Here is a 24,352-nt window from a genome sequence, read left to right on the forward strand (position 1 = left end):
GGCCGCGACTGGCCCGAACCCGGGCCGAGGGAGGGGAGTAACACCGTTGAACCTTTTGCCATTTCTGATTTCCGGCCTCGGCATCGGTGCGGTCTACGCGCTGTCCGGCGTCGGCCTCGTCATTCTCTACCGGTCGACCGGTGTGCTGAACTTTGCCTTCGGCGCCATCGGCGCGCTGGGCGCCCATGTGGCCTGGCAGCTTCTGCAGTGGAAGCAGCCGCTCGCACTGGCCATTCTCGCTGCCGTTCTCGTCGCCACGGCCGTCAGCTTTCTCTATGGCCGCATCTTCGCGCCCATGCTGTCCCACCGTGATACGGTCGTCAGGGCCGTGGGCACTGTTGCGCCGGCATTGTTCCTGATCGCGCTGATGGGCGTGATCTGGGGAGAACTGCCGCGCCGCCTGCAATTTCCGACCGACCAGATGTTCCTCGCGCTTTTCGGCGTGCGCCTCACCTATACCCGTCTGATCGCGCTCGTGCTGGCGATCCTGATGGTGGTGGCGATCACGCTGCTTCTCAACCGCACCCGGCTCGGCCTCGACATGCGGGCGCTTGCCAATGACCGCGATCTCTCCGCCATTCTCGGCGTGCGCATCCTGCACACGGAAACGGCCGCCTGGGTAATCACGGGCATTTTCGCGGGCCTTGCGGGTCTGTTGCTTGCCGATCTCGTGCGCCTTCAGGGAACCTTCCTGACCTTCCTCGTCATTCCCGCGATTGCCGCGGCAATCCTGGGCCAGCTGCGCTCGCTCACCATCACGGCCATTGCCGGTCTTTCCGTCGGCGTGGCGGAAGCCGTGCTGACGCCGATTGCCTGGATTTCGCCCTATCGCGCAGCGGCACCCTTCGTCATCGCCCTTGCCGCCGTGATGATCCTCGGCAGCACCTCGCGCGCCGCATTGAGGGACCGATGAACGCCAATCTTTCCACCATCAGCTTTCGGGAACCCGCCATGGCCGCCAAAACCGCAAGGCGGAGCCCACTCGCCCGGCTCGCCACCATCGCCCTCGTCATGGCGGTCTTCGCCGCCGTGGTCGCGCTCGGTGCCAATGCCTTCTGGCTTTCGGCAGCAACGTCTGCCGTGGCGCTGTCGCTCTCGGTCATCGGACTGGCCGTTCTCTATGGCCAGCTCGGGCTTGTCTCCCTCTGCCAGTTCGCCCTCGTGGGGGTCGGCGGCTGGGTGACGCTGCGCATCGGCCATGCCTTTCATCCGCCCTTCGAAGTCAGCATGCTGGCCGGAGGCATCGTCGCGGCGCTGGTCGGGCTGGTCTTCGGCATTCCCGCTCTCCGGCTGCGGGGGCTCTACCTCGCCCTCGTCACCCTGATGCTGGCGGGTGCCTTCCAGACGATCATCAGCGCCTGGGGCTTTCCCGACGGCGGCCCCGGTTTCCTGGGGCGGGCAGACGGCGCAGGCCGCGCCATGCTGGCAAGGCCGGGCCTCGCGGAAGGGCCGATCGCCTATTTCCTCTATGTCTGCCTGATCGCCACCATCGGCTTCATCATCGTGCAGTGGCATAAATACGCCAAGCCGGGGCGCGCCTGGGCGCTGATCCGCAAGGGCGAGACGGTTGCGCTTTCCTCGGGCGTCAACGTGCTCACCTACAAGGCCTGGGCCTTCGCCCTTTCCGGCTTCTTCGCGGGCATTGCGGGTGCCCTGCTTGCCGGCAATGTCGGGCAGCTCGACGGACGGGCCTTCTCCGCCTTCGAAAGCCTCAACCTCTTTGCCCTGACCATCGTGGGCGGGAGCTTCCACTGGTATGGCGCGCTCATTGCCGGGCTGCTGCTGCGGGCGGTGCCCGCGCTGCTGACCGATCTCGGCATCGACGGCTATGTCACCATCGGCATTTTCGGCGTCGCGCTCTTCCATGCGCTGGCCACTGCCCCTGCCGGCATCGCCGGGCAGATCTCCGGGCTCGTCGGCCGGCTTGCAAAGCTGACAGGGGGCAAACGCGCATGATCGAGATATCAAACATCACGGTCCGCTTCGGCGGCATCAAGCCCATCGACCAGCTGACGGCGAGTCTCAGCGCTCCCGTTGCCGGTCTCATCGGCCCCAACGGCGCGGGGAAAACGACGTTGCTGAACGTTCTGTCCGGCTTCGTCAGACCTCAGGAGGGCTCTATCCTCCTCGCCGGAGCTCCGCTTCTTCCGCTCTCCCCCCTCAAGCGGGTGCAGGCGGGGCTCCGGCGGTCTTTTCAGACCGAGCAGGTCGTGGAGGATCTGACCGTCCATGACAATCTCTGCGCCATTGCCGATCACGTCGTGCCGCCTGCCGAGCGGGCGCGTGCGGTGGAGGCGGCCCTTGCGCATGTGCGGCTGACATCGGTCGCCGACATGATGGGGCCCAGCTCAATCTCTTCCAGCGCCGGCTGGTGGAACTCGGCAAATGCCTCGTGGGTGAGCCGAAGCTGATCCTCCTCGACGAACCGGCAGCCGGCCTCACGGACGAGGAAGGCGCCGTGCTGAAGGACCTGGTGCTCGGCATTCCCGCGGCTACGGGTGCGCAGGTGCTCGTCATCGATCATGACGTGGAGCTCATCCGCGCCATGTGCAGCGAAACCATGGTGCTCGATTACGGCAAGCTTCTTGCCCTCGGCCCCACCGCCGAGGTGCTGGAGAACGACAATGTGCGCCGCGCCTATCTGGGAGAGCTCTGATGTCTGAACGGATTGCCATCGACGTCGACAATCTGGTCGTGGACCGGGGCGGGAAACGGGTCATTCACGGTGTCAGCTTCACGGTCCCGGCCGGCGAGATCACCGCCCTGCTCGGCGCCAACGGTGCCGGCAAGTCTTCGACCGTCATGGCGCTTGCGGGCGCCATTCCGGCAGCCGGCGGAGACATATGGCTGAGCGGGATGAAGCTTGACGGTCTCGTGCCGGACCGCATCCGCCGGGAGGGCATCGCCCTGGTGCCGGAAGGGCATCGGGTGCTGGGTCAGATGACCGTGGAGGACAATCTCCTGGTCGCCGCGCTCGACCGGACGGCCGCGGGCCGCAAGGCCGGGCTCGACCGCGTCTTCGCCATCTTCCCCGAACTCAAGGAACGGCGCAACCAGCTCGCTTCCAACCTGTCGGGCGGGCAGAAACAGATGGTCGCCATGGGCCAGGCCTTCATCGCCCGTCCCCGCTTCATGATCGTGGACGAGCTGTCGCTCGGGCTTGCGCCGGCGGTCGTTAAGCGGCTCGGCGAAGCCCTGACGCTTGCGGCAGGCGAGGGGATCGGCGTGCTGCTGATCGAACAGTTCGCCAATCTGGCGCTCGGCCTTTCCAGCCGGGCCATGGTGATGGAGCGCGGGCGGCTTGCCTTCACCGGCACGTCGGCGGAACTGAAGGCCAATCCCGGCATCCTGCACGGAGCCTATCTCGCCCATTGAGGAGCAACGGCATGAGCTTTGAGAGCAATCTGTTCACCGGCCGCACCGTCGTCGTGACCGGAGGCACGTCGGGCATCGGGGCGGCCATTGCGAAGCGCTTCCGCAGCCTCGGTGCCGATGTCTCGGCCTGTGGTCTCGGCTCCGCTCCGGAGGGGGCGGATCCCGCGATAGCCTTCACCACGCTGGACGTCCGGGAAGGGGGCGCGCTGGCGCAATACCTGGAAGCCTTCCCGCTTATCGACGTGCTGGTCAACTGCACGGGTGTCTCGCGGGACCGGCGGGAATGGGAAAAGCCGGTCTTCGACGAGGTGATCGGCATCAATCTCACCTCGGTCATGGATGCCTGCCGTCTGGCCCTGCCGAAGATGGGAGAGGGGAGTTCCATCATCAACATCGCTTCCATGTATGCCACCTTCGGGGCCGCCGACCGGCCTGCCTATGCCGCGAGCAAGGGTGCGATCGTGCAGCTTACCAAGTCCCTGGCCCAGGAATATGCCCCTGCCGGCATCCGGGTGAATGCGGTGGCGCCGGGCTGGATCGTCACGCCACTCAGCCGCGGGCTCTTTGCCGACGAGGCGCTTTCCGCCCCGATCCGGGCACGCATTCCCTTCGGACGGTGGGGCGAGGCCGCGGAAGTGGCCGATCCCGTCGTCTTCCTTGCCTCTCCTGCCGCACGATACGTCACCGGCATTTCGCTCCCGGTCGACGGCGGCTATCTGGTGTCCTGATCATGGCGGGCGCGGCCTTTCATCCGCCGGTGCCGGCGGGCGGGATCGACCGGGCGGCCGGTGCCGACTTCCCCCGGCTTGCCCGCCGCCTCTTCGGCAATGTCCGGCTCGATTTCACCGGCGCCGGAAACCGCGAAAGCCGGCTCGTTTCGGTGGCGCTCGGCCCCTGCCGGCTGAGCCGCCTTTCCGCCGACCGGCACATGGTCCACGGCGACCGGGTGACCGAGGGCGATGCGCCCGACATGGTGAAGCTGATCATCCAGACGAAGGGGCATTCCTGGCTTCACCAGTCCGGCCGCAGGCTTCCCGTCGGGCCGTCCTCCGTCGTGCTCTACGATCCCGCCAATCCCTACCTGCTGGCCAATCCCGAGGCGGTGGACCTCCTGATGCTGCAGGTGCCGAGAGGGTGCCTGCCGGTGGAAGGCCTGGGCGTCAGCGGGCGTCCGCTTGCGGCCTCGCTCATTCCGGGCAGCATGCACCGGGTGCTCTTTTCCATGATGGAATCGACCATTTGCGAGATCGAGACGCTGGACGAGGCGGAGCGGACACGGCTCGGAAACAGCATGATGGAGCTGGTGCGCGGCATGCTGGAAGCGGCCTCCGAGGCGCCGCCGGTGCCGCGTTCGCTCGATCTTCTCCGGGCGCGCATCAAGGATTACGTCGCTGCCAACCTCTCGCGACCGGAGCTCGGCGCCCCGGAGATTGCCCGCCGCATGGGCTGCTCGTTGCGCTATGTCTATCGCGCCTTCGAGACGGAGGGAATGACGCCGGCCGATTACATCTGGTCCGAGCGCCTGCGGAAGGCGGCGGAGCTTCTGTCGCGCCAGCCCATGGCTCCGGGCATGATCGGGGAGGTTGCCTTCAGTCTCGGCTTTTCCTCCAGCGCGCATTTCTCCCGCGCGTTCCGCAACCGCTTTCATCAAAGCCCCACGGAGTGGAGCAGGTCGGCCCGGACCTGAAGGCCGGGCCGATCTTGTCTCAGCGCATGGCTTCTGCGACGCGCAGCGTATCGGTGAACTGTTCGAAACGGCGGATCTTGTCGTCCTTCACGCCCCAGACATGGGCGACGCGGGCGCGGAAGCGCTTGCCGGTTCCCTTGTGGGTGGCGGTGTACTCGCCGAGCGCGACGACATCGTCGCCGGCATCGAGCAGCCGCTCCAGCGTGAAGGTGTAGCCGTCGAACTCCTTGCCGAGGGCAGCAAAGACGTTCTCGAAGATTTCCTGGCGGCCCACATAGGTTCCGGCGCAGGGGAAGCCGTCCATCTCCGTCCAGCGGCAATCGTCGGCGATGTCGGCCAGCATGCCTTCGAGATCGTGACGGTCGTTGGCGTCGTAATGGGCTTTCACCACTTCATAGGCGGTACGCATGTTTCTGATCTCCTCAGACCGGGTCCTGGCCCGGCAGGTAATAGGTCATGGATGCCTTGCGGATGAAGGCACCGGCGGGGCTGTTCTGGATCCGGCCTTCGCCGGTGATGCCCAGGAACTTGCCGGTCGAGCGCATGTCTTCGAAATTGTAGAAGAAGGTGGATGCGACCGGGATCTTGAATTCGCGGAAGGTGAAGACGTACTGGTTTTCGGCAAACTTCCAGGTGCTGGCGAGGTCGACGTCCCCATGGCCGCGCTGCACGCCCACCAGGCACTGCCAGGCATAGCGCTTGGAAGACAGGTAAGTGTGCTCGTAGGTGTGGTTGGGGCTGTAGGTGAAATGGGCGCGAAGGCCGATGAGGTCGCGGGTCTCGTGCGGCACCATGCCCGTTGCATTGCCGCCGTCGAGCACGCCCGGGCGGAAGATCTGGCCGACCTGCGGTTCGCCGACGGTCTCTTCCTTCGAGCGGACGACCGACAGGATGGAAAGCGCGCGGCGCGTTTCGGTGTTGATGATGACCGTTTCGGCCTCGACCGGCTTCTCGGCAAAGATGATCTCGATGAAGAAGGTGGACGGGGCGACCTCGATCACCTCGGCCATGTCTTCGCCGGAGGACGCGCCGTCCGACCATTTCACCTTGCCCTTCTCGAAGGCGAGGGCAAGCGTGCGGCCATCCTCGAAGCGGATGGTGTGGGAGGAGCCTGCGAGCGCATCGGTGGCGGGCAGGCGGTTGGTATCGATGCCATAGGCGAACTGGTCGTAGGTTTTCCAGTCCTTCGGATTTTCGACGGCCATGGTGTGCTCCTTATTCAACGAAGGCAAGGGTGGGGAGGTCGACGGTGCCGGCACCGCCATCGACGGTCAGGATCGCGCCGTTGATCATGGATGCCTCGGCGGAAGCGAGGAAGCAGACGGCATTGGCCACCTCTTCCGCGGTTGCCGCGCGGCCGAGCGGCACGTCCTTGGTGACCAGCCTGTAGGCTTCCTCGACAGAGGAAAGGCCGAATTTCTCGATCAGGTGCTCCATCTGCTCGTCGGCCATGGCCGTCGTCACCCAGCCGGGGCAGACGGTGTTGGTGCGCACGCCCTTGCGGCCGTAGTCGCGGGCAAGCGACTTGGCGAGGCCGATGCAGGCGTGTTTCATCGTCACGTAGCCCGCGGCATCGGGTCCGGCGAAGAGGCCGGCGATCGAGGCGAGCACGACGATGTTGCCCTTGCGTTCGATCAGCTGCGGCAGGGTTTCGCGGGCGCTGACAAAGGCGGTGTTGAGGTTCAGGCGCACGGCCTGTTCCCAGGTCTCGTCGCTCATGGAGATGGTGGGGCCGACGCCATGGCCGCCGGCATTGGCAATCAGGATGTCGATGCCGCCGAGCTCCTCGACGATGGCGGCAACGGCCTTCTTCATGCTGGGCGTATCGGCTGCATCGGCAGCGAAGATCGAGCCGCCGGTTTCTTCCGCAACCGCCTTCAGCGGGTCGGGCCTGCGCCCGATCAGTGCCACCTTGCCGCCCTCCGCGCTGATGCGCCTGGCAACGGCTGCGCCGATGCCCGTTCCTCCGCCGGTGATGACGGCGATCTTGTCCTTGAAGCGTGTCATTGGGTTCCTCCTTGGTGGAATGATCATCGGCAATTGCGGCCCTTCCGTCCTGTCCGGACGTGCATTTCCTTTTGACTGAACGTGCAAAATCGCCGCCAAAAAAAGAGGCGCCCGCGAGGGCGCCTCTCTGGGGCGAGGCTGGGGGCTATCAGCCTTCCGCTCCCGAATGCAGGCCCCAATCGGTCCGCCGGGCCAGCAATGCGGCGTAGTAGAGGCCACCGGCGACCATCATGGCGAGGGTTGCACCCAGGCTCGGTCGGCCGATCACGGGATCGAGGAAGTTCTGCCAGGCGACATAGACCAGGGCCGCCAGGGCAACTACTGCCGGCAGCGGGAAGAGCGGCATCCGGAAGAAGCCGTCCTTCGTCTTGCCGGTCTGGCGGCCGACGATCACCGCGATGCACAGCAGTGCATAGATGGCGACCAGCGAGGTGCCGGAGACGACGAGCAGGATCTCGAAGGGGATGAAGCAGGCCGCTGCGCCCAGAAGGCCGGCGACGAGGGTCGCAAGCCAGGGCGTGTTCCACTTGCCATGAACGAGACCCAGCGCATCGCTCACCGGCTTTGCCCAGAGGCGGTCGCGGCCCGAGGCGAAGAGCAGGCGGGCGGTCTGAAGAACGATGGCAATCACCGCGTTGAAGATCGCGAGCGCGATTGCCAGGCTGATGCCCACCGTCCAGCCGTGGCCGGCCGTGGAATCGATGAAGTACTCGATCTTCTGCGGTGCGGAGAGCAGGGCCTGCAGATCCGGAGCGCCGATCAGCACGGCGGCCAGCGGCAGGATCTCGCACAGCGCGGTGATGACCAGCGCCCAGATGATGACCTTCGCCATGGTGTTGCGCGGGTCCTTGGTTTCTTCGGCGAAATAGGCCGCCCCTCCATAGCCGTTCAGCGCAAAGAGCGCGACGGCGACGGCCGCAAGCGCCGCACCGAAAGGCGCTGCCGTCAGCGCACCCGTGGCATCGACCATTTGCGGAGAGGACAGCACCTCCCCCAGCGAGCGCTGCGGTTCGAGGAAGCCGAAGGCAGCAAGCAGCAGCACCGCGATCAGTTCCACTGCCAGGAACAGCCCGGTGATCCAGGCATTGGTGCGGATGTTGAGGACGCCGACGCCCGCCGCAACCAGAATGGCCGCAACCGCGGCCCACTGTCCGTTGAGGCCGGGGAAGAGAACCCCGAGATAGGTGCCGATGCCCAGTGCGATGACGGCGATGATGAGCACGATCGAGATCGCGACCATGGTGAAGGTGATGAAGCCCCAGGCCCGGCCCAGCACGCGCCCGATCATCACATATTCTGCCCCGGCATGCGGGATGGCGGACGACAATTCCGCGTAGACGAGGGCCATGCAGAGGCCGATGATGGCGGCCAGCACCAGGCTCAGGAGCGCACCGCTGCCGGCAAGCGCGATCACGCCCGGCAGGATGATGAAGACAGACGAGGCAGGGCTGATGGCAGACAAGGTGATCATCACGGCATCGAATGCCGAGAGACTGCGATGCAGCCCTTGGGTGTCAGGGGTGGCGTTCAATTCGGTTTCCTCCTCCAAATTTGAATGCAATTAAAATTGACAGGAGGATTTCAATTGTCAATAAAGATTCGAAGCGGCCTTTATGGGCTTGGCTTTCTCAAGCCTCGGTCCAGCGCGAATGAATGGAGTTAAAATTGAAGGTGACGAAACTGCGCTCTGCCGAGCAGCGCCGACGGGAACTGCTGGATGCGGCGGAGGAGCTGATCGCCGATCAGGGCATTCATCAGGTCAAGCTCCGGGATATCGCCGGGAAGGCCGGCATGACGCCCAATGCGGCGCTTTACTATTTCGAGACGCTCGAGGCGATCTTCGAGGATGTGCTGGCGCGATCGCTCACGCGCTATTGCGATGACCGGCAGCTCATTGCCGACGGGGCCGAACCGCCTGCCGTCAAGCTCCGCAAGCTGATTTCCGCCGGCCTGCCCGGCGGTCCGGAGGACCGGCTGGGACGGCTCATCTATGAAATGGGCAGCTTTGCCCGCACCGACGCGGCCTCGGCCGCCCGCTACATCACGCTCTTCGAACGCCAGGTGGCGATCTACATGGGCGTGCTGGAGGCTGGTGCGGCGCGGGGGGATTTCCGCCTGGGCGGACCTGCCCGCGAAATCGCCCGCAGTCTGGTGGTCATGGAGGATGGCCTCGGGCTCGCGCTGACGAACAAGGTACAGACACTCAGGAAGGAAGAGGCCGTCGCGCTTCTTGAAACCTATGCCGGCACCATGACCGGCCTGTCGCTTCGGGAGGAAAACGAGAATGATGCATGAAGGAACCGTGCCGGACCACTGGCTGAAGGCCCCCGACGGCATGCCCCGCGCCCGCGCCTTCGGGCTGCCGCTGCGCGGCCAGCCCGGCCCGCTCAACGCCATTACCGATGTCGATGGCGTCGAGGTGGGCATGACGACGCTCAACGAGGACCGTGACGGCAAGGCGATCCGCACGGGCGTGACCGCCATCCTGCCCCGGGGCAAGGCAGGCACGGGAGCCTCCTGCGCCGCCGCCGTGCACAGCTTCAACGGCAATGGCGAGATGACCGGCTTCAGCTGGATCGAGGAATCCGGCAGCTTCAGCCAGCCCATCGCCATCACCAATTCCCATTCCATCGGCGCGGCGCATGAGGGACTGATCCGCTGGATGGTCGCGAACCGGCCGGATGTGGCCCGGCAGTGGATGCTGCCCGTCGCCGCCGAGACCTATGACGGCTTCATGAGCGATATCAACGGCGTGCATGTGCGGCCGGAACACGTGATCGCGGCGCTCGATGGCGCGTCGGCGGGGCCCGTCGCCGAGGGATCCTATGGCGGCGGCACCGGCATGGTCTGCTACGGCTTCAAGGGCGGCAACGGCACCGCCTCCCGGCAGGTGGAGCTTGGCGGAAAAACCTATACGGTCGGCGTGTTTCTCCAGACCAATTTCGGCTCGCGCGAAGAGCTGACCGTTACGGGAACCTGGCTCGGCGATATCCTCAAGGACAACAATCCGCTGGAGGATCTGGTCCGGTCCGGCGAGGCGCTGGAAGGGGCGGGCTCCTGCATCGGCATCGTGGCGACCGATGCGCCGCTCATGCCGACACAGCTGAAGGCCATGGCGCGGCGGGTGCCGCTCGGCCTTGCGCGCACCGGCACGACCGGCTCGCATTTCTCCGGCGACATCTTTCTCGCCTTCTCCACGGCCAATGCAGGGGTGCTCGACAGCCGCATTCCGGATGCCGATCCGGCGGCCGGAACGCCCCGGGCCTTCGACATCCTGCCCTGGCCCGCGATGAACGGCCTCTACGAGGCCACCGTGCTGGCGACCGAGGAGGCGGTGCTGAACGCGCTGATCGCCAACCGGCCGATGGTCGGCAAGGGCGGTCTTGCCATGCCAGCCTTCCCGCATGCGGCGCTGGCCGAGCATGTGACGAGACGTTAGCGAACGCAAACGCTGCTGCCGGAGCCGATCCGGCAGCGGCCCTCTCTCCTCGGCAAGGCGCGGGCGGCATTCTCGCGAATGGGTTGTATCAACTCCTGCGGATGACTTTTGAGTGTCCGCGGCAAAGCTTCGTTTACCCAGTAATCAGATAGTAATAACTTACAATCAGTTTTGCATGAACCGGTGGCCTCTCTGGCTCCGTCGCGCAGCAGGACTTGATCTGCTGTCCCCCTTCGTCATGACGACGTCCACTCTATTGCCCGAAATCTGTTTGCAGTGGCTCCAGAGGCCGCTGCTGGGAGGAATGATGTCCATTCGCGCTCGCATCTATCTCGTCGTCGGCCTCATGGGGGCGATCTGCCTCTTCGTGGGTGGCATGGCCGCTTTCGTCGTGCTTCAGTTCGACGCCAAGCTGGCGTCCTACCGCAACATGGCCGATCGCGCCTATCTCGGCGAGCACCTGAACCGCCAGGTCAGCGCCGTCGTCATGGAAGCGCGCGGCATCTATGCCGCTGCCAACACCGAAAAGGCGAAGAAATTCGCCGATGGCCTGCTCGAGCAGCTCGACGGCATCGACGAGACGCTGAAGAACTGGCGTCCGCTGGTGCCGGCCGAGGACATGGCGGCCTTCGAAGCCGTGGTGGCCCGCGCTGCCGAGTTCCGCACCTTCCGTTCCGAAACCGCGCGCCTTGGAACGCAGGTCTCGATCGAGGCGGCCAACGAGCAGGGCAACAACGAGGCGAACCGCGCCAACCGCAAGGCTTTCCAGGCAGAAATCGATGCGGTCGTCCAGAAGGACCGCGAAACGCTCACCGCCATCGAGGCTGACATCGAGGGTTTCCGGTCGACCATGCTGGTCGTCCTGCTGGCCTCCGTCGCAGCCGGTCTTGCCGTGGGCGGCGGCGCTGCCTTCCGCATCGCCACGCGCGAGATTTCCGGCCCCATCCAGGCTCTTACGGGAACGATGACCCGGATCGCCAACGGCGACCTCGAAGGTTCCATTCCCTACGAAGGGCGCCCGGACGAGATCGGTCAGATGAGCGCAGCCGTCGCCGTCTTCCGCAAGAACGCGCTCGACATCCGCTCCATCAGTGCCGACGACCGCCAGGCACGGGAGCATAATGCCGCCTTCCAGGAAAGCGTCGCCGGCCTCGTCCAGGCTGCGAATGGCGGCGATTTCTCCGCCCGCCTGACACGCGACTATGGCCGCGACGACCTCAACCAGCTGGCTGCGAGCCTCAATGCCCTGGTGAGCGGCGTCGGCACCGCGCTTGGCGAAATGGGCACGGTGATCCATTCGCTTGCCAATGGCGACCTGACCCGCAGCATGCGCGGCCAGTATGCCGGTGCCTTTGCGGAGCTTCAGTCGAACATGAACCATGCGCTCCAGCGCCTGCAGCAGAGCCTCGGCACGGTGCAGCATGCCACGGGTGAAATCGGCCGCAACGCCTATGAACTGCGCGAGGCTTCCGACAACCTGGCCAAGCGTACCGAACAGCAGGCCGCGTCCCTGGAGCAGACCTCGGCTGCGCTCGAGGAAATCACGTCCGCGGTGAAGGCCTCGTCCAACCGTGCGGAAAAGGTGACGGTGACCGTGCAGGAGGCGACCCACAGCGCCAAGCAGTCGGCTTCCATCGTGCGCGATGCGGTCGACGCGATGGGTCGCATCGAGGCCGCCTCGAGCGAGATCACCCAGATCATCAACGTGATCGACGAGATTGCCTTCCAGACGAACCTGCTGGCGCTCAACGCCGGCGTGGAGGCAGCGCGCGCCGGCGAGGCCGGCAAGGGCTTCGCCGTCGTCGCGCAGGAGGTCCGCGAGCTCGCCCAGAGAGCGGCGCTGGCCGCCAAGGACATCAAGGGCCTCATCACCAAGTCCGGCGAAGAGGTGACCCTCGGCGTCAAGCATGTCCAGGCAACAGGGGCGGCGCTTGCCGAGATCGAGAGCCGGGTGGTTCGGATCAACGAGGACATCCACGCCATCGCAACGGCCGCACGCGAACAGTCCATCGGCCTGCACGAGGTCAGCTCGGCGCTGAACCAGATGGACCAGGTGACCCAGCAGAATGCTGCGATGGTGGAGGAAACGGCTGCCGTGACGGGCCGGCTCAACGAGGAGGCAGAAGGGCTGCAGTCGCTCGTCTCCGCCTTCACCATCACCGGAAACGAGCGCAGCGCAGGCCGTCGCGCGGCTTGAACCGGGCGCGATGCCGGGGTGGCTTCAGGCCGCCCCGCTGGCCTCCCGACAGACGCCGGACAGGCACCAAAAAGCAAAACCCGCGGCCGAGGCACGCGGGTTTTTGCTTTTGATATCAAAGAGAAGGATGGTGGGCGTGACAAGGATCGAACTTGTGACCCCTACGATGTCAACGTAGTGCTCTCCCGCTGAGCTACACGCCCATCCGATGAGGCGCATACATCACAAAACCCCTTGCCGCGTCAACTGCCTTTTTGATGTTTTTTTGTCAGAACCTTTGAAAGGCCCGGAAATCCGGGGCTCATTGCCTGTGAAAAAAATGCGGTTACCGGACGCTTCGTCCGGGCATGAAAAAACCGGCGGGCAAGCGCGCCGCCGGTTCGGTCGATCCAGTCTCGTCCCTGGGCCGTCAGGCCACGAGGAGCTTGTTCACCTCATCCACGAGGTCGCGAAGATGGAAGGGCTTCGACAGCACCTTGGCATCCTTCGGCGCCTTCGAATCGGGGTTCAGCGCCACGGCGGCAAAGCCGGTGATGAACATGACCTTCAGGTCCGGGTCGAGCTCGGTCGCGCGGCGCGCCAGCTCGATGCCATCCATCTCGGGCATCACGATATCGGTCAGAAGCAGGGAGAAGGGTTCTTCGCGCAGCCGGTCATAGGCACTTGCGCCATTGTCGAAGGACGAGACCTTGTAGCCCGCCTTTTCCAGTGCCTTCACCAGAAACCGGCGCATATCGTTATCGTCTTCGGCGAGAAGGATTTTCTGACTCATACTCTGGAACCGCTGCTCGAAAGAGTGAAAACTCGGGATTTCAACGCGAGACGTTAGGGCGATTTCGGTAAAGATCTAGTGAAGATCGCCATTTCCTTCCGTGAATTCACATATTTGATGATATGGACTTCGCATTGCCATACTGGCAACATGCAACATCTTTGTAACAGATGATTTGATTGGGGGCCACGGGAATTGATGCCGCACGACATCAGCGGACATGACCTCTTCGAGGTGCGGGAGCCCTCGGTTCAGCGCATTCCCTTCGTCTTCAACTCGCCCCACAGCGGGCGCCGCTATCCCCAGAGCTTCCTCGACCAGTCGCGCCTCAGCGGCCAGCAGATCCGCCGCTCGGAAGATCATTTCGTCGACGAGCTCTTTTCCGCCGCCACGGCTCTTGGCGCGCCGATGCTTCTTGCCCATTTCCCCCGCGCCTATGTGGACGTGAACCGCGAGCCCTACGAGCTCGATCCCCGGATGTTCGACGGGCCGCTGCCGCCTTTCGCCAATATCGGCTCGTCGCGGGTTGCGGGCGGTCTCGGCACCATCCCGCGCATCGTTGCGGAAAACATGGAGATTTACGGCGGACGGCTGCCGGTTGCCGAGGCCATCGAGCGGATCGAGACGATCTACAAGCCCTACCATGCCGCGCTGCGCCGGCTGATTGCCCGCACCCACGCCCGGTTCGGCTTCTGCATCCTGGTCGATTGCCACTCCATGCCGGGCAATGTCCGTCTTGCAGGGTCCGGTGACCGGCCCGACATCATCATTGGCGACCGGTACGGGACGAGCGCCTCCGGGACGCTCTCGCGGGCAGCCATCGACATTCTCGACGATCTCGGATTCAACGTCGTGCGCAACAAGCCCTATGCGGGCGGCTTCATCACCGAGCATTACGGACGTCCGGCACGCGGACTGCATGCGATTCAGGTGGAGATCAGCAGGGCGCTCTACGTGGACGAATCGACGCTCGAGAAGACGCGGGCCTTCCCGGCGATGGCCCAGGCGCTCGCCTCCTTCATGCAGCGCTTTGTCGCCCATGCCTGCCAGGGCGATCACGCAACCGGCCTCGCGGCGGAATAGCGCTGAAAAAAATCCGCCATTTGCAATCCCCGGCATATGGTCTATTGAAAAGATCTCTTCATTTCCGCCGATGCGGGCCATATCCCGAGGGGTTTTCCGATGTATCCAGATCGTGCCTTCTTCAATCGCCTTGCGGATGCCGCCAAGGCGGAGACCCTTCCGCGTTTCCGTACCGGGCTGGATGTGGTCAACAAGGAGCAGAAGGCCGGTTTCGATCCGGTGACCGAGGGCGACCGCGCCGCCGAACTCGCCATTCGCGCGCTGGTCGAGGCCCATTTCCCCGAGCACGGATTCCTTGGCGAGGAGCATGAGGATGTCGGCCTTGACCGCGACCTCGTCTGGGTGGTCGACCCGATCGACGGCACCCGGGCCTTCATTTCGGGCGTGCCCGTGTGGGGCACGCTGATCGGCCTGCAGGAAAAGGGCAGGGCGATCATGGGCATGATGGACCAGCCCTTCACCGGCGAACGCTATTTTGCCGACGGCAAGGCGAGCTGGTACTCCGGGCCCGATGGCGAGCGTCAGCTCCGCACGCGCGACTGCACGTCGCTATCCGACGCCATCCTCTTCACCACCTCGCCGCACATCTTCGGTGCGGACCTCGAGCGCTACATGCGCGTCCAGAACAGCGTCCGCCTCTTCCGTTACGGCATCGATTGCTATGCCTATGCGCTGCTCGCCGCCGGGCATGTCGACCTCGTGGTCGAAAATTCGCTGAAGCCCTATGACGTCGGCGCCCTCATTCCGATCATCGAACAGGCGGGCGGCATCATGACCACCTGGGACGGCGGACGACCGGAAAAGGGCGGTCGCATCCTCGCAGCCGGCAGCAAGGCCGTGCACGAGGCGGCGATGGAGCTGCTGAACCGTTGAGGAGCAGACCGGCGGCAGCCGTCAGAGGGCGGCGCCGATTCCGTTTTCGTCCGCATCGCTGCCCGGCATGAAGGCGGCGATGGCGCCAAGCGCCTGCGCCCGGAAGATATCCCTTTCCTGGAATACCTCGTGGCCGGAGCCGGCGATGGGGATCAGCTGGCAGGCCCGGAACTTTCGGGCCAGCGCTTCCTGTGCCGCATAGGGCACCAGCTTGTCCATGGTGGGCGCCAGGATGAGGGTCGGAATGGTGATGCGGGTCAGATGCTCCGGACGCGACACGCGGTCCATGGTGCCGAAGGCCTCCGACAGCCAGCGGCAGCTCGGAGGGCCGATGCCGAGGTCCGGGAATGCATCCAGGATCTTCTGGTTGCGGGCATAGCGCACCGCATCGCTGGTCACCACGTTCTTCTCGAAGGGCGTGTTGCGCGCCTCCCGCGTCAGCGCCAGACGAGACAGTCCGAAGAGGCTGAGCGTCCGGCTGAGGACGCGGATTGCGCCAATGGGAAGCCCTTGGCCCGACAGCCCCACGAATGGTGCGCAAAGGGCCATCCGGTCGATGCGGCTCGCCAGATAGGGCGCCGCAGACAGGGCAATCAGCGCCCCGGTCGAATGGCCGATCAGGAAGAAGGGCAGCCGGGTATCGGGCAGCACGATCTCCGTGAGAAAGATCGAAAGGTCCTTCTCGTAGTCGCCGAAGCGGCGGACATGGCCACGTCTCCTGTTCGGCAGCAGCCGGTCCGAGCCGCCCTGGCCCCTGAGGTCGAAGGTGGCGACCCAAAGGCCCTGCTCGTTCAGGTCCCGGATCGTTTCGTAATACTTCTCGATGCACTCGTTGCGCCCCTGCAGCAGCACGACCGTTCCCTTGGCGACGGGTTGCGACGAGCGGAAGACCGCATAGCGCAGCCTTGCCCCCTTGTGCCCGGTGAAATAGCCCGAGAAGTGGTTATCCGGCACGGGATTGTCAGGCGTGGGATGGAGGATGGCGTCCATGAATGCGTCTGCGGGGGAGGGAAGGGGCGTCTTGACCTATGGGTAGCGCTGGCCTTTGCCCCGGTCAAAGAAAAAAGCCGGAACGCGTCAAAATTGGGGGGCGGCGCACGTTCCGGCTTTCCAGTGCATCCGGCGCCATCGGGGGCGACGCGCCGGCCAGTCAGGAGTGTTGTCCTCCTGTGGCCATGACCTATCAGCGGGTGGCTGAACGCGTGCCAAACGGACGGTTCATCACCCGTTCAGATTGTGGATCGATTTTCCCTTTTCCATCCCTTGAAAGCCCCAAATCCAGTTCCCATCTCCAACCTGCAGGCGCCGAAAGGGCCTGCGCTGCTCCCCCGGAATCGCCGAAACGGGATCTGAGGGAGACACCTGTAACCGCTAACCGTCGCTCACAGGAGGACACCATGCGTCACGTAGATTTTGCCCCCCTTTACCGTTCCACCGTCGGCTTCGACCGCCTGTTCAACATGCTGGACAGCGTCGGGCAGCCCGAACAGTCCTATCCGCCCTACAATATCGAGCGGACCGGTGAGAACACCTACCGCATCACCATGGCCGTTGCCGGCTTTGACGAGAAGGAGCTCTCCATCGAGGCTCATGCCCATGTGCTGACCGTCAAGGGCGAGAAGGCCGAGGAAACCGCCGGCGAAAGCGAGTACCTCTATCGCGGCATTGCCAAGCGCGCCTTCGAACGCCGCTTCCAGCTTGCCGATCACGTGGAAGTACAGTCTGCCTCGCTGAAGAATGGCCTGCTGCATATCGATCTTCTGCGCAACATTCCGGAAGCCATGAAGCCGCGCCGGATTGCCATCGCAGCCGATGCCGCCGGCGCAAAGGCCATCGAAGGCCAGGTTTCGGTGAACTGACCCTGCAATAGCGAAAGCGCTCATCCTCCCAAGCGCTTGCCACGCCTCCCTTCCGCACCGGAAGGGAGGCGTTTTCATGTGCCGTGTCAGCCGATGATGCCGAGCAGCGCGTCCAATTCCGCTGTCGAGGTCGCGTAGCTTGTCACGAGGCGCACCAGCACCTCGTCGGGGCCGGCCAGCGATGGCTGGTCCGCAGGAACCGGCCAGTCATAGAAGCGGGCACCGGCGGCGAAGGCTTCGTCCATCAGCACCTTCGGCATGACCGCAAACACTTCGTTGGCGCTCGTTTCCCAGGCATTGCGGCTTCGCGTGGAGCGGGAAAGACCCTCACGCAGGCGGTCGGCCATGGCGTTCGCATGGGCCGCGAGCTGCAGCCACAGACCATCTTCCAGATAGGCGTCGAACTGCGCGGCGATGAAGCGCGACTTGGAGAACAGCTGGGCCGAGCGCTTCCGGAGATAGGGCATCTCGCGCGCGTGCTCCCGATCGAAGAAGACCAGCGCTTCCGCCATCCAGCATCCGTTCTTCGTCCCGCCGAAGGAAAGAATGTCCACGCCGCGTTTCCAGGTCATTTCGGCCGGTGTCGCCCCAAGCGCGGCCAGCGCATTGGCAAAACGGGCGCCATCCATGTGAAGCGGCAGTCCGCGGCTTCTTGCCACCTCCTTCACTGCATCGATCTCCGCAAGCGAATAGACCGTGCCGAATTCCGTCGCCTGCGTGATGCTGACGGCCGCAGCCTGGCCGAAATGCACTCCGCCATCCGGAAACCGGGCAATCGCCGCCGCGAGGGCCGCGGGATCGATCCTGGCATTGGAGCCGGCCACCGGATATAGCCGCGATCCGTGGGCGAAGAAGCCCGGCGCGCCGCACTCGTCCGTATGGATGTGCGCTTCGTGATGGCAGAAGGTGAGGCCCCCGGCCTTTGCGACGCTGGCAAGCGCCAGCGAGTTGGCCGCCGTTCCCGTGCCGACGAAGAAAACCTCAACCTCGCGTTCGAAAATCTCGTTGAAGCGATCGGCGACCTTGCGGTCCAGATCGCTCGTCCCATAGGCCGAGGCAAAGCCGTCTGCAGCCTCGTGAAGCCGTCGGGAAATGACCGGGTGCGCGCCTGCCCAGTTGTCGGAAGAAAAATACATCGGATCGGACCTGTTCCTGGAAGCCTGTCTGGTCTGCGGATGCAGCTGACATCGAGATTAAGGCAAAGAGGGACTGGATCAACCGACTCCCGGCTGCCATTTATACGGATGCATAGTTTTGAAATTTTCGGTCGCGGCTGCGCCTTGTGCGGCAATAAAATTACAGCCTCTGTCTTGCCCTTGTAATCTTGCTGCGCAAATTTCTTAAGAAAGGGCAGAAAGCGCTTGCTAAAGCTCGGGCGGTCTGGCATAGAAATCTCGAAATTAGGACAGTCTTGCTGTCCTAATTTGCCGGTTTCGATACCTCGGACATCCAGTTTCGGTGTGGCGGGCGTGTCGTGAATGGCAAATCTTAAATCGATTTGAAGGGCTTGGCATTCTTGCCGGTCCTTCTGGCCCGAAGGGCAAGGCCCTCACGCGGCAAGCCGACAGGAGAAGACGATGTCCGAACACGAGTTCCAGGGGCGCGACGCCAGCGAGACCACTGTAACGGCGGCGCATGCGACGAAACCTGCCGGCCGCACCTTCGCGGGCCTGCCGCGGGCGCAGGGCCTCTATGATCCCGCCAACGAGCACGATGCCTGCGGCGTCGGCTTCATCGCCCACATGAAGGGCCAGAAGTCGCACCAGATCGTCAAGGACGGCCTGTTCATGCTCGAGAACCTCACCCATCGGGGTGCGGTCGGTGCCGATCCGCTGATGGGCGACGGCGCGGGCATTCTCGTGCAGATCCCGGACCGCTTCTTCCGCGAGGAAATGGCCAGGCAGGGCGTCATCCTGCCGAAGGCCGGGGAATATGCCGTCGGCTATCTCTTCATGCCGCAGGACGACCAGCTGATCGCCCATTTCAAGGACGTGATCGCGGATGTGGTCGCGGAAGAGGGGCAGGTGCTGCTCGGCTACCGCGACGTGCCGGTCGACAATTCCTCGCTCTCCAAGGCTCCCGATATCGCAGCCACCGAGCCGCGCCACATCCAGGTCTTCATCGGCGCCGGCCGCGATGCCGCCACCAATGACGAGTTCGAGCGCCGGCTCTTCACGCTCCGCAAGGTGATCTCCAACCGCATCTATGCGGAAGCCGATGGTGGCGATCTCGGCTTCTATGTCGTGTCGCTCTCCACCCAGACCGTCGTCTACAAGGGCATGTTCCTCGCCTATCAGGTGGGCGCCTACTACAAGGATCTCGCCGATCCCCGCTTCGAATCGGCCGTGGCGCTCGTCCACCAGCGCTTCTCCACCAACACCTTCCCGTCCTGGAAGCTTGCCCATCCCTACCGGATGGTTGCCCATAACGGCGAAATCAACACGCTGCGCGGCAACGTGAACTGGATGGCGGCGCGCCAGGCCTCCGTATCCTCGCCCCTCTTCGGAGAGGACATCTCCAAGCTCTGGCCGATCTCCTACGAAGGCCAGTCGGATACCGCCTGCTTCGACAACGCGCTCGAATTCCTCGTCCGCGGCGGCTATTCCATGGCCCATGCGGTGATGATGCTGATCCCCGAAGCCTGGGCTGGCAACCAGTCGATGTCGCCCGAGCGGAAGGCCTTCTACGAATACCATGCGGCGCTGATGGAGCCGTGGGATGGTCCCGCTGCCGTTGCCTTTACCGATGGCCGGCAGATCGGCGCGACGCTCGACCGCAACGGCCTGCGTCCCGCCCGCTACATCGTCACCGACGACGACCGCGTAATCATGGCCTCCGAAGCGGGCGTCCTGCCGGTTCCGGAAGAGAAGATCGTCAAGAAGTGGCGCCTCCAGCCGGGCAAGATGCTGCTCATCGACATGGTGAAGGGCCGCATCATCTCCGACGAGGAGGTGAAGTCCGAGCTTGCGACCGCCCATCCCTACAAGGAATGGCTCGATCGCACCCAGCTGATTCTCGAGGAGCTTCATCCGGTGGAGCCCCGCGCGCTGCGCCGCGACGTCTCGCTGCTCGACCGCCAGCAGGCCTTCGGCTACACCCAGGAAGACACGAAGCTGCTGATGTCGCCGATGGCGACCACCGGCCAGGAAGCCGTGGGCTCCATGGGCACCGACACGCCGATTTCGGCCATGTCGTCCAAGCCGAAGCTGCTCTACACCTATTTCAAGCAGAACTTCGCCCAGGTGACGAACCCGCCGATCGACCCGATCCGCGAAGAGCTTGTCATGAGCCTCGTTTCCTTCATCGGCCCCCGTCCGAACATTCTCGATCATGGCGGCGCGGCCAATGCCAAGCGCATGGAAGTGCGCCAGCCGATCCTGACCAATGGCGATCTGGAAAAGATCCGGTCCATCGGGCACACGGAAGACCGTTTCGACACCAAGACGCTGGACTTCACCTATGACGTCTCGCGCGGTGCGGAAAACATGCCGGAAATGCTCGACCGCCTCTGCGAGCGCGCCGAGCACGCCGTTGCCAGCGGTTACAACATCATCGTGCTGTCGGACCGCCAGGTCGGGCCGGACCGCATCGCCATTCCGGCGCTGCTGGCGACCGCTGCCGTGCATCACCACCTGATCCGCAAGGGCCTGCGCACCTCGGTCGGCCTCGTGGTCGAATCGGGCGAGCCGCGCGAAGTGCATCATTTCTGCTGTCTGGCGGGCTATGGTGCCGAGGCCATCAACCCTTACCTCGCCTTCGACACGCTTCTCGACATGCACAAGCACGGGGCCTTCCCGCCGGAAGTGGACAAGGACGAAATCGTCTCCCGCTACATCAAGGCGGTGGGCAAGGGCATCCTCAAGGTCATGTCCAAGATGGGCATCTCCACCTACCAGTCCTATTGCGGCGCGCAGATCTTCGACGCCGTCGGCCTCTCGTCGCAGTTCGTCGACAAGTTCTTCTTCGGCACCGCCACCACCATCGAGGGCGTGGGTCTGGAGGAGATCGCGCGCGAAACCTTCGCCCGTCATCAGGCCGCCTTCTCCACCAACGCGCTCACCTCGCGCACCCTGGATATCGGCGGTGAATATGCCTACCGCATGCGCGGCGAAGACCATGCCTGGACGCCCGATGTGGTCGCGTCCCTGCAGCACGCCGTGCGCGGCAATGCGAAGGACCGCTACGAAGAATTCTCCCGCATGGTGAACGAGAGCTCGGTGCGGATGAACACGATCCGCGGCCTCTTCAAGGTAAAGGGCGCCGAGGCGCTGGGCCGCAAGCCGATCTCCATCGACGAGGTCGAGCCGGCGTCCGAGATCGTCAAGCGCTTCTCGACGGGGGCCATGTCCTTCGGCTCGATCAGCCGCGAGGCCCATACCACGCTCGCCATCGCCATGAACAGGCTCGGCGGCAAGTCCAACACCGGCGAGGGTGGCGAGGAGGCAGACCGCTACCTGCCGCTGCCCGACGGTTCGATGAACCCGGAACGCTCGGCGATCAAGCAGGTCGCCTCCGGCCGCTTCGGCGTCACGACCGAATATCTGGTCAATGCCGACATGCTGCAGATCAAGGTGGCGCAGGGCGCGAAGCCCGGCGAGGGCGGCCAGCTGCCCGGCCACAAGGTGGATGCGACGATTGCCAAGACCCGCCACTCCACGCCGGGTGTCGGCCTCATTTCGCCGCCGCCGCACCATGACATCTATTCGATCGAGGATCTGGCACAGCTGATCTACGATCTGAAGAACGTGAACCCGGAAGCCGATGTTTCGGTCAAGCTCGTTTCCGAAGTGGGTGTCGGCACGGTTGCGGCCGGCGTGGCCAAGGCCCGCGCGGACCACATCACCATCGCCGGCTTCGACGGCGGCACCGGCGCATCGCCGCTGACCTCGCTGAAGCATGCGGGCAGCCCCTGGGAGATCGGCCTGTCCGAAACCCAGCAGACGCTGGTGCTCAACGGTCTTCGTTCGCGCGTCGCGCTGCAGGTCGATGGCGGCCTGAAGACCGGCCGGGACGTGATCATCGGTGCGCTTCTCGGCGCGGACGAGTTCGGCTTTGCCACCGCCCCGCTTATTGCCGCCGGCTGCATCATGATGCGCAAGTGCCACCTGAACACCTGCCCGGTCGGGGTCGCCACCCAGGACCCGGTCCTGCGCAAGCGCTTCAAGGGCACGCCGGAGCATGTGATCAACTATTTCTTCTTCGTCGCAGAGGAAGTGCGCGTGATCCTCGCCTCGCTCGGCGTCCGTTCGCTGAACGAGATCGTCGGGCGTACCGATCTTCTCGAGAAGGATGAAGCGATCGCTCACTGGAAGGCGCGCGGCCTCGATTTCAGCCGCATCTTCCACAAGGTCGAGGCACCGAAGGAAGCCACCCACTGGACCGAACGGCAGAAGCACCCGATCGACGACATTCTCGACCGCAAGCTGATCGAGAAGGCGAAGGTCGCGCTTCAGTCGAAGAAGTCCGTCACGATCGAAAGCACGATCCGCAACGTCGATCGCTCCGTCGGGGCCATGCTCTCGGGTGAGGTCGCCAAGCGCTTCGGCCACAAGGGCCTGAAGGACGACACGATCAACGTGAAGCTGACCGGCACGGCCGGCCAGTCCTTCGGGGCGTTCCTGGCGCGCGGCGTCACGCTGTCGCTCGTCGGCGACGGCAACGACTATGTGGGCAAGGGCCTTTCCGGCGGCCGCATCATCGTCCGTCCGCCGGAGGACACGAAGATCGTGGCGGAAGAGTCCATCATCGTCGGCAACACCGTTCTCTACGGTGCCATCGAGGGCGAGTGCTATTTCCGCGGCGTGGCGGGCGAACGCTTCGCCGTGCGCAACTCCGGGGCCATCGCCGTTGTCGAGGGCGTGGGTGACCATGGCTGCGAATACATGACCGGCGGTGTCGTCGTCGTTCTCGGCGAGACGGGCCGCAACTTCGCGGCCGGCATGTCGGGCGGCGTCGCCTATGTGCTGGACGAGAAGGGCGATTTCGCCTCCCGCTGCAACATGGCCATGGTCGAGCTGCAGCCGGTGCCGGAAGAGGACGACCTGATGGAGAAGCTGCACCATCGCGGCGGCGACCTTCAGCACAAGGGCCTCGTCGACGTATCGGGCGACATGACCCGCCACGACGAGGAACGTCTCTACCAGCTGATCTCGAACCACCACCACTACACCGGTTCGGAACGCGCCCGCGCGATCCTCGACCGCTGGAGCGATTACCGCCCGAAGTTCCGCAAGGTCATGCCGGTCGAATACCGTCGTGCCCTGGAGGACATGGAGCGGCTCGCCATGGGCGTGGCTGCGGAGTGATTGCCGAAAGGCGGAACTTGGCATATGCTTCCGGCATATGCCAAGTTTGAGGAGGCCGGAATGGGCTACCACGATCACAGCAACGACCGCCCGGTGACCAGGACCGTGCAGGTGTTCAAGAATGGCCGCAGCCGTGCGATCCGGATCCCGAAGGAGTTCGAGTTCGAGGCGGAAACGGCGGTTCTGAGGCTTCAGCCCGATGGCTCGATCCTGATTTCCGCGGCGGCAACGACGGGTCTTCTGGATTACCTGAAAACCGCCGAACCCTGGACGGGCGGCGATTTTCTGAGCGACGACAGCGATCTTTCGCCGCTGGATGAGGTGAATTTGCCGTGAGGTATCTCCTCGACGCCAACATCATCTCGGCGCTGGTCTCCGATCCGCGCGGCAGGGTGGCCGAGCGGATCGGAACAGTGGGCGAAGACAATGTCTTCACGAGTGTCATCGTGAGGGCGGAAATACTGTTCGGGCTTCGGAAGCGAAGGTCCGAGGAACTCGATCGGAAGGTCTACGCGATCCTTCAGCGGCTCTATACCGCGCCGTTCGAGCCACCTGCCGATGAAGCCTATGCGAAGATCCGCGAAAGGCTGACATCGGAGGGCAGAATCATAGGGCCGAATGACCTTCTGATCGCTGCCCATGCCCTGGCACTCGATGCGGTGCTGGTAAGTGACAACATGAAGGAATTCTCCCGGATTGCCGGGCTGAAAGTGGAAAACTGGATCCGGTGAGCCGGACCCTCTGAACGAACGGAC

At 64.3% G+C, this 24,352-nt stretch carries 22 protein-coding genes, 1 tRNA gene and 1 pseudogene; 16 read left to right on the forward strand and 8 right to left on the reverse strand.

Translation table 11 applies throughout. The features are described 5' to 3' along the window. Positions 1-46 precede the first annotated feature (46 nt). From GGR23_RS01160 to GGR23_RS01185, 7 genes are read left to right on the forward strand one after another with little or no spacing between them, the layout of a single operon-like run. Complete coding sequence (locus tag GGR23_RS01160; RefSeq protein WP_183364276.1) at positions 47-913, forward strand: branched-chain amino acid ABC transporter permease; 867 nt, start codon at positions 47-49, stop codon at positions 911-913. A gap of 38 nt (positions 914-951) precedes the next feature. Further along, complete coding sequence (locus GGR23_RS01165; protein ID WP_183364277.1) at positions 952-1,956, forward strand: branched-chain amino acid ABC transporter permease; 1,005 nt, start codon at positions 952-954, stop codon at positions 1,954-1,956. Further along, positions 1,953-2,411 (forward strand): ATP-binding cassette domain-containing protein, encoded by a 459-nt coding sequence (locus tag GGR23_RS01170; protein ID WP_246364811.1) that lies wholly within the window; start codon positions 1,953-1,955, stop codon positions 2,409-2,411. Before GGR23_RS01165 ends, GGR23_RS01170 begins: the two co-directional genes overlap by 4 nt. Continuing rightward, complete coding sequence (locus tag GGR23_RS23105; RefSeq protein WP_246364814.1) at positions 2,393-2,656, forward strand: ATP-binding cassette domain-containing protein; 264 nt, start codon at positions 2,393-2,395, stop codon at positions 2,654-2,656. Before GGR23_RS01170 ends, GGR23_RS23105 begins: the two co-directional genes overlap by 19 nt. Next, on the forward strand, positions 2,656-3,375 hold the full coding sequence (locus GGR23_RS01175) for an ABC transporter ATP-binding protein (protein ID WP_183364278.1): 720 nt from the start codon (positions 2,656-2,658) through the stop codon (positions 3,373-3,375). Before GGR23_RS23105 ends, GGR23_RS01175 begins: the two co-directional genes overlap by 1 nt. 11 nt (positions 3,376-3,386) lie before the next feature. Beyond that, positions 3,387-4,103: an SDR family NAD(P)-dependent oxidoreductase gene (locus GGR23_RS01180; protein WP_183364279.1), complete on the forward strand. Its 717-nt coding sequence runs from the start codon at positions 3,387-3,389 to the stop codon at positions 4,101-4,103. A 2-nt stretch (positions 4,104-4,105) separates the two neighbouring features. Continuing rightward, positions 4,106-5,062, forward strand: coding sequence for a helix-turn-helix domain-containing protein (locus tag GGR23_RS01185; RefSeq protein ID WP_183364280.1), 957 nt, complete (start codon positions 4,106-4,108; stop codon positions 5,060-5,062). A 19-nt stretch (positions 5,063-5,081) separates the two neighbouring features. On the opposite strand, the gene GGR23_RS01190 is transcribed toward GGR23_RS01185, so the two are convergent. From GGR23_RS01190 to GGR23_RS01205, 4 genes are all read right to left on the reverse strand, one after another. Next, positions 5,082-5,471 (reverse strand): nuclear transport factor 2 family protein, encoded by a 390-nt coding sequence (locus GGR23_RS01190; RefSeq protein ID WP_183364281.1) that lies wholly within the window; start codon positions 5,469-5,471, stop codon positions 5,082-5,084. 13 nt (positions 5,472-5,484) lie between these two features. Beyond that, positions 5,485-6,267 carry a MoaF C-terminal domain-containing protein gene (locus tag GGR23_RS01195; protein ID WP_183364282.1) on the reverse strand — a complete coding sequence of 261 codons (783 nt, stop codon included), beginning with the start codon at positions 6,265-6,267 and terminating at the stop codon, positions 5,485-5,487. Between the two features lie 10 nt (positions 6,268-6,277). Next, positions 6,278-7,069, reverse strand: coding sequence for an SDR family NAD(P)-dependent oxidoreductase (locus GGR23_RS01200; protein WP_183364283.1), 792 nt, complete (start codon positions 7,067-7,069; stop codon positions 6,278-6,280). Positions 7,070-7,217: 148 nt separating this feature from the next. Continuing rightward, positions 7,218-8,600 (reverse strand): APC family permease, encoded by a 1,383-nt coding sequence (locus GGR23_RS01205; protein ID WP_183364284.1) that lies wholly within the window; start codon positions 8,598-8,600, stop codon positions 7,218-7,220. A gap of 140 nt (positions 8,601-8,740) precedes the next feature. Here GGR23_RS01205 and GGR23_RS01210 point away from each other — a divergent pair, with 140 nt between their 5' ends. From GGR23_RS01210 to GGR23_RS01220, 3 genes are all read left to right on the forward strand, one after another. Further along, a complete protein-coding gene (locus GGR23_RS01210; RefSeq protein ID WP_343066602.1) occupies positions 8,741-9,364 on the forward strand; it encodes a TetR/AcrR family transcriptional regulator in 624 nt (207 codons plus the stop codon). Then, a complete protein-coding gene (locus GGR23_RS01215) occupies positions 9,354-10,508 on the forward strand; it encodes a DmpA family aminopeptidase (protein WP_246364817.1) in 1,155 nt (384 codons plus the stop codon). The genes GGR23_RS01210 and GGR23_RS01215 overlap by 11 nt, the downstream gene beginning before the upstream one ends. Positions 10,509-10,815: 307 nt before the next feature. Continuing rightward, a complete protein-coding gene (locus tag GGR23_RS01220; RefSeq protein ID WP_183364286.1) occupies positions 10,816-12,705 on the forward strand; it encodes a methyl-accepting chemotaxis protein in 1,890 nt (629 codons plus the stop codon). A 128-nt stretch (positions 12,706-12,833) separates the two neighbouring features. Here the strand turns inward: GGR23_RS01220 and GGR23_RS01225 are convergent. Together GGR23_RS01225 and cpdR1 are read right to left on the reverse strand one after the other, a co-directional pair. Then, positions 12,834-12,908 (reverse strand) — tRNA-Val (locus tag GGR23_RS01225). Between the two features lie 206 nt (positions 12,909-13,114). Beyond that, positions 13,115-13,477 carry a response regulator CpdR1 gene (gene cpdR1, locus GGR23_RS01230; RefSeq protein WP_183364287.1) on the reverse strand — a complete coding sequence of 121 codons (363 nt, stop codon included), beginning with the start codon at positions 13,475-13,477 and terminating at the stop codon, positions 13,115-13,117. 198 nt (positions 13,478-13,675) lie between these two features. Between cpdR1 and GGR23_RS01235 the strand changes: the two genes are divergently transcribed. After that, positions 13,676-14,560, forward strand: coding sequence for an N-formylglutamate amidohydrolase (locus GGR23_RS01235; RefSeq protein ID WP_183364288.1), 885 nt, complete (start codon positions 13,676-13,678; stop codon positions 14,558-14,560). A gap of 99 nt (positions 14,561-14,659) precedes the next feature. Next, a complete protein-coding gene (gene hisN, locus GGR23_RS01240) occupies positions 14,660-15,433 on the forward strand; it encodes a histidinol-phosphatase (RefSeq protein ID WP_183364289.1) in 774 nt (257 codons plus the stop codon). Between the two features lie 21 nt (positions 15,434-15,454). Here hisN and GGR23_RS01245 read toward each other — a convergent pair whose 3' ends face one another. Further along, positions 15,455-16,423, reverse strand: a complete 969-nt coding sequence (locus GGR23_RS01245) for an alpha/beta fold hydrolase (protein WP_183364290.1) — start codon at positions 16,421-16,423, stop codon at positions 15,455-15,457. A gap of 407 nt (positions 16,424-16,830) precedes the next feature. Here GGR23_RS01245 and GGR23_RS01250 point away from each other — a divergent pair, with 407 nt between their 5' ends. Then, complete coding sequence (locus tag GGR23_RS01250) at positions 16,831-17,292, forward strand: Hsp20 family protein (protein WP_183364291.1); 462 nt, start codon at positions 16,831-16,833, stop codon at positions 17,290-17,292. A gap of 86 nt (positions 17,293-17,378) precedes the next feature. Here GGR23_RS01250 and GGR23_RS01255 read toward each other — a convergent pair whose 3' ends face one another. Then, positions 17,379-18,428 (reverse strand): threonine aldolase family protein, encoded by a 1,050-nt coding sequence (locus tag GGR23_RS01255; RefSeq protein ID WP_183364292.1) that lies wholly within the window; start codon positions 18,426-18,428, stop codon positions 17,379-17,381. 528 nt (positions 18,429-18,956) lie between these two features. On the opposite strand from GGR23_RS01255, the pseudogene gltB reads away from it, so the two are divergent. The 3 genes and pseudogenes from gltB to GGR23_RS01270 all read left to right on the forward strand — a co-directional run. Then, positions 18,957-23,597 (forward strand): annotated as a pseudogene (gene gltB / locus GGR23_RS01260) (glutamate synthase large subunit); the annotation flags it as partial. A 60-nt stretch (positions 23,598-23,657) separates the two neighbouring features. Further along, a complete protein-coding gene (locus GGR23_RS01265; RefSeq protein ID WP_183364294.1) occupies positions 23,658-23,933 on the forward strand; it encodes an antitoxin in 276 nt (91 codons plus the stop codon). Further along, positions 23,930-24,328 carry a PIN domain-containing protein gene (locus GGR23_RS01270; protein WP_183364295.1) on the forward strand — a complete coding sequence of 133 codons (399 nt, stop codon included), beginning with the start codon at positions 23,930-23,932 and terminating at the stop codon, positions 24,326-24,328. Before GGR23_RS01265 ends, GGR23_RS01270 begins: the two co-directional genes overlap by 4 nt. Positions 24,329-24,352 lie beyond the last annotated feature (24 nt).

The sequence above is a fragment of the Gellertiella hungarica genome, assembly GCF_014197145.1.
Classification (GTDB): domain Bacteria; phylum Pseudomonadota; class Alphaproteobacteria; order Rhizobiales; family Rhizobiaceae; genus Gellertiella; species Gellertiella hungarica.

Bases quoted from the DNA above. Each gene is read 5' to 3' on its own strand.
- GGR23_RS01165 (WP_183364277.1), top strand. From the start codon at position 952: ATGGCCGCCAAAACCGCAAGGCGGAGCCCACTCGCCCGGCTCGCCACC.
- GGR23_RS01170 (WP_246364811.1), top strand. From the start codon at position 1,953: ATGATCGAGATATCAAACATCACGGTCCGCTTCGGCGGCATCAAGCCC.
- GGR23_RS01175 (WP_183364278.1), top strand. From the start codon at position 2,656: ATGTCTGAACGGATTGCCATCGACGTCGACAATCTGGTCGTGGACCGG.
- GGR23_RS01180 (WP_183364279.1), top strand. From the start codon at position 3,387: ATGAGCTTTGAGAGCAATCTGTTCACCGGCCGCACCGTCGTCGTGACC.
- GGR23_RS01185 (WP_183364280.1), top strand. From the start codon at position 4,106: ATGGCGGGCGCGGCCTTTCATCCGCCGGTGCCGGCGGGCGGGATCGAC.
- GGR23_RS01190 (WP_183364281.1), bottom strand. From the start codon at position 5,471: ATGCGTACCGCCTATGAAGTGGTGAAAGCCCATTACGACGCCAACGAC.
- GGR23_RS01195 (WP_183364282.1), bottom strand. From the start codon at position 6,267: ATGGCCGTCGAAAATCCGAAGGACTGGAAAACCTACGACCAGTTCGCC.
- GGR23_RS01200 (WP_183364283.1), bottom strand. From the start codon at position 7,069: ATGACACGCTTCAAGGACAAGATCGCCGTCATCACCGGCGGAGGAACG.
- GGR23_RS01215 (WP_246364817.1), top strand. From the start codon at position 9,354: ATGATGCATGAAGGAACCGTGCCGGACCACTGGCTGAAGGCCCCCGAC.
- GGR23_RS01220 (WP_183364286.1), top strand. From the start codon at position 10,816: ATGTCCATTCGCGCTCGCATCTATCTCGTCGTCGGCCTCATGGGGGCG.
- cpdR1 (WP_183364287.1), bottom strand. From the start codon at position 13,477: ATGAGTCAGAAAATCCTTCTCGCCGAAGACGATAACGATATGCGCCGG.
- GGR23_RS01235 (WP_183364288.1), top strand. From the start codon at position 13,676: ATGCCGCACGACATCAGCGGACATGACCTCTTCGAGGTGCGGGAGCCC.
- hisN (WP_183364289.1), top strand. From the start codon at position 14,660: ATGTATCCAGATCGTGCCTTCTTCAATCGCCTTGCGGATGCCGCCAAG.
- GGR23_RS01245 (WP_183364290.1), bottom strand. From the start codon at position 16,423: ATGGACGCCATCCTCCATCCCACGCCTGACAATCCCGTGCCGGATAAC.
- GGR23_RS01250 (WP_183364291.1), top strand. From the start codon at position 16,831: ATGCGTCACGTAGATTTTGCCCCCCTTTACCGTTCCACCGTCGGCTTC.
- GGR23_RS01255 (WP_183364292.1), bottom strand. From the start codon at position 18,428: ATGTATTTTTCTTCCGACAACTGGGCAGGCGCGCACCCGGTCATTTCC.
- GGR23_RS01265 (WP_183364294.1), top strand. From the start codon at position 23,658: ATGGGCTACCACGATCACAGCAACGACCGCCCGGTGACCAGGACCGTG.